Below are 3,756 nucleotides of genomic sequence, written 5' to 3'. Positions count from 1 at the left end.
AAGCAAGAATACCAAGCCCTAGACAAACAAGATCGCTACGCCAGCAATGCCTTTAGTGTGATCTGTGAGAGCAAGGCTTATAGCGTAGATGTGGATAATCAAAAGATCGCCCATAACCCCCATCACCAGCTCTTAGGCTATCTCAACGCTTTGCGCCATAACTATGGCTTTTTGACCAATGGGCGTGTGTGGCGTTTTTATGACGCAAGTAAGCCCAGCTATAACAAGGTCTTTTTTGAAGTGCATTTAGAAAAGATTTTACAAGAGCAAGATTTAGAGAGTTTTTTATACTTTTACCACCTCTTTAATGCGACTAACTTCTTGGAAACACAAGAACAACGCACAAAAATCCTTGAGGCACTTAAAAGCAATGAGGACAAAAAAGCAGACATTAATGCCTTTAAAGCTTGTGTATGCTACTCAGTGTAAGATCACTCTAGGTTTAATTTTAATTTTACATATGAGGGTGGTTACAATCCTGACTGCCTAGTGCTACAGGTGGGAGTAGCACAAATGCGCGCCCAATCTTGCTTTTAGCAAAACTTAAAGAGTTTGCACCCAAGGGCGCGCAGGGTAACTAAACTCTTAGGAACAATGCGGGCAAGTGGCTAAATGGGGAGTAACATGCTTGACTCTGCTAACACCCAAGCTCCTTAAAGTTCAAGTTAACCCAGTTTTATTATAACGCGGGTTTTTGAGGTGGATACATGCAGAAGCGTTTTTTCTCTTTGGTGTTGCTTGGTGTGTTGGGAAATTTAAATGCCCATCCCAAAGATGGTTTTTTTGTGGAAGGAGGGCTGATGACGGGACTTTTAGAAACCCGTGAGGACATTAATGCAAAACCCCCCTGCCCGCTTGGCATCATCTGTAGCCAAGAATATATGCAAGATGCCACCCCCACTTTCACCCAAGCAGCCCTAGATAATAGGAAAAATCCCATTACCTTTAATACCACCGCTCCAGTAAAGATACAACTTACCCAAAAGGGTTTGCATGTGGAGAGTTTTCTACCCTACAATCTACACAATGTAGATATTTACATGGACACAGCCAATGGCCAAAAAGTCAAGGTAGGCATGATCAAGGATTTGCCCCAATTTACCCAAAGTGTACTCGCAGAGGATTTGCTTCCAGAGATTGCCAAGCTGGGGGGCAATGCCAATTCTATCTTCAGTCTAGCTCCCTCTAGCTCTTCAGATCCCACCACCACACAGGTTTTAGACAATTTGGCTAAAATCACGGTGGATATTGAGGGCAAAATCGCCCAAGCAGGGGCTGCAGGTAACACCACTTGGGCTATCCCCACGCCCACACAGGCAAAAGAGTTAGTGGAGACATTTTTTAATCTCACTGCCATGTTAAGCTCCCCCCAATTCAAAAACGCGCTTTTAAACTCCCCCTTTGAATTAGTGAATGGTCCGGGAGACTTTAAGCCCAATGTGGTCCCCAACGCACAAGGACAAATCACTAACCCAGCTTACCAAAAGTATGTGTTAAACAAGCAACAGGTCTATGACAAATACATCGGTAAAAAAACCATTGTGATCGACACCCTAACCCCCCAAGCTCCCTACGAAGGTCTAGGAAGCCCTGGAGTCTTTGGGATTCAAAGCTCTTTAATCAATCCAGCCACAGCCAAAATTTTGTCCACAGATAATATAAATGGCAACACATGGCCTATCATCACGGTGATGCATGAATTTGGGCATGTCAATGGGTATAGCCATAATGGTAACATGACCTACCAAAATGGTTGGTATCCCTCAATTGGAGCCCCCGAATCAAAAGACGGGGCGCAGGCAGCCTGGAAGTATTATAAAATCGATGGTCGGTATGTGCAAGCAGGCATGGGAGGTATCGGTGTAGATGTGTGGACCCAACTTGGCAAGGCGGGGAAACTGCCCATTAATTACAACCAGCTTGCTAGCCAAAGCACTCCTGTTTATCCCACAGCCTTTATGCGCGCTTTACAAGGCGTTCTCTCTACCCATAGCTCTAACGCCTTAGCAATGGTGGGTTTTGACATCAAGGGGGGTTACCAACAGTATTTTAACGACTATTTTGGCTTGGCTTATTACGGGATTTTAAAATACAACTTTGCTAAGAAAATGGGTTTTGTGCACACCATTAACCAAGTGGCTTTAGGAGTGGGGATGGACGCGCTCATTGATTTTAAAACCCGCTATAGCACCTACCACCTGCGCGCTAAGAAAAGAGGGGCATACGCTGTGCGCAAACTTAAAAGCGCCTTTGGGGGTTTCTTGGGCTTTCGGGCGTTGTGGAAAGGCTACGATTTGGGTATAGGTTTTGCCAATAGTGGTAACTTAGACCTGACTACGGGCTTTAATTACCGCTACAAACATTCTAAATACAGCATAGGCATAGCCCTGCCCCTAATCCAGCAAAATGTGCGTGCCCAAATCAACACCAAAACTTTAGTGGGTGTTTTGGGGATTAAGGAGGGGGTGGAGCACTTCAATGTGTTTTTCAATTACGGCTGGGTGTTTTAGCCATAGCAACAAGGATCGATTAAAATTAGCCATGTGCTAAAACGCAAACCTTTGTGCACGCCCGCTCTAAAACCCGCAAGCAACTAAGCTATGGGGGTGGTTGGCTAGTAGCGCAAGCTTGCTCACCAAGCAAGGGATAATCTTTGGGGCATCAACCAACCGCAATAGGGAAAACATAAGACCCTAAATAGATCGCTCTTGTTTAAAGCCACAATTTCCGCTTAGAATCCTCTAGCTTTAACTATGGAGAGCTCGAGGAATCGAAGTTAAGCACAAACCCCACGCTTAAGAAACTACTACAGCACACAGGTTTGAATCCCTATTTTAACACATAATCTCCACTCTTGACACACACAATGCGGGTGTTGTGGATACTAGGGAGCACACGCTTACCCTTAAGCAGTTCCTCTACTTCATATTGGCTACAAGTGCCCTGGTTAGGGCGCACCACAGCTTCCACCCATGTTTTGTATTCCGGGCTATTCTTGATCTGATCGTCTAAATATTTTCCCTCATAGACTTCTACAAACTGCATAAAATCCGCGTCTAAATTGAGCCCATTTTTTTGCACACTGGTGGTGCGCTCGGCTTTATTTTCTGTGAGTTCTTGCACATAGTAGGTTGGGGTGGACGCGCCTACTTGGAGCGGGCGTTCGTAGGTCTTTGTGGTTTTAATGGTGGTGGTGGAGTAGGTGCTGGTCCACTCTTGGGTGGTGTTGGGATCAATGCGCAAGCACTGGCGCGTTTTAGCTCTATAGCATAGGCGTTGGGAATAATTGGCTTTGGAGAGACTAAAGGTGTGGGTGGTTTGTGTAGGACCTAGAGTTTCTATTTTGTCGGGCAATGGGGTGTAGGCTAGGGTGATCTTACCGCTCTTGCTGGTGCTAGGATCGCTTTGTAAATTGCATGGGGTTAAATCCAAATACTGCCCGCTGGCTTTATCCAAACTGCGCACAATAGTTGGGCGCGTGGCTTCCAATTTGGCATCATCATAGCTCCAAGTCCCACAAGCAAATTCTTGCAAATCACCCATACCCACATTGGGGAGGGGCATCTGTGTGGGAGGAGGGGTGGCTTGGGGGGTGGCTTGTTTGGCTTGGGGAGTTGTCTCTGGCTTCATCTCAGGCGGGGTGGGGGTTTGGGCTGTATTTTCCAAGGGACTCTCTTGGCTTGCGCTTGGAGGCGTATTTTGCTTAGACGCGTTGTCCTGGGGCGGATTCTCTTTAGAGGGGGTGGGGGTTTGCGT

Annotated in this window: 1 protein-coding gene and 2 pseudogenes; 2 read left to right on the top strand and 1 reads right to left on the bottom strand. The window is 46.3% G+C overall.

Going from position 1 to position 3,756, the window contains the following annotated elements; all coding sequences use genetic code 11:
• Positions 1-429, top strand: a pseudogene (locus tag EAO37_RS08840) (hypothetical protein); the annotation flags it as partial.
• A 278-nt stretch (positions 430-707) separates the two neighbouring features.
• A complete protein-coding gene (locus tag EAO37_RS08835; RefSeq protein WP_120946402.1) occupies positions 708-2,510 on the top strand; it encodes a hypothetical protein in 1,803 nt (600 codons plus the stop codon).
• A gap of 319 nt (positions 2,511-2,829) precedes the next feature.
• Here EAO37_RS08835 and EAO37_RS08830 read toward each other — a convergent pair.
• A pseudogene (locus tag EAO37_RS08830) lies at positions 2,830-3,756 on the bottom strand (hypothetical protein); the annotation flags it as partial.

Origin of the sequence: Helicobacter sp. L8 (genome assembly GCF_003660355.1) — a bacterium.
In the GTDB taxonomy this organism is placed as follows: Bacteria; Campylobacterota; Campylobacteria; order Campylobacterales; family Helicobacteraceae; genus Helicobacter; species Helicobacter labacensis.
Note: the sequence above shows the minus strand (reverse complement) of the source record. Positions and strands in the feature narration are given on the sequence as shown.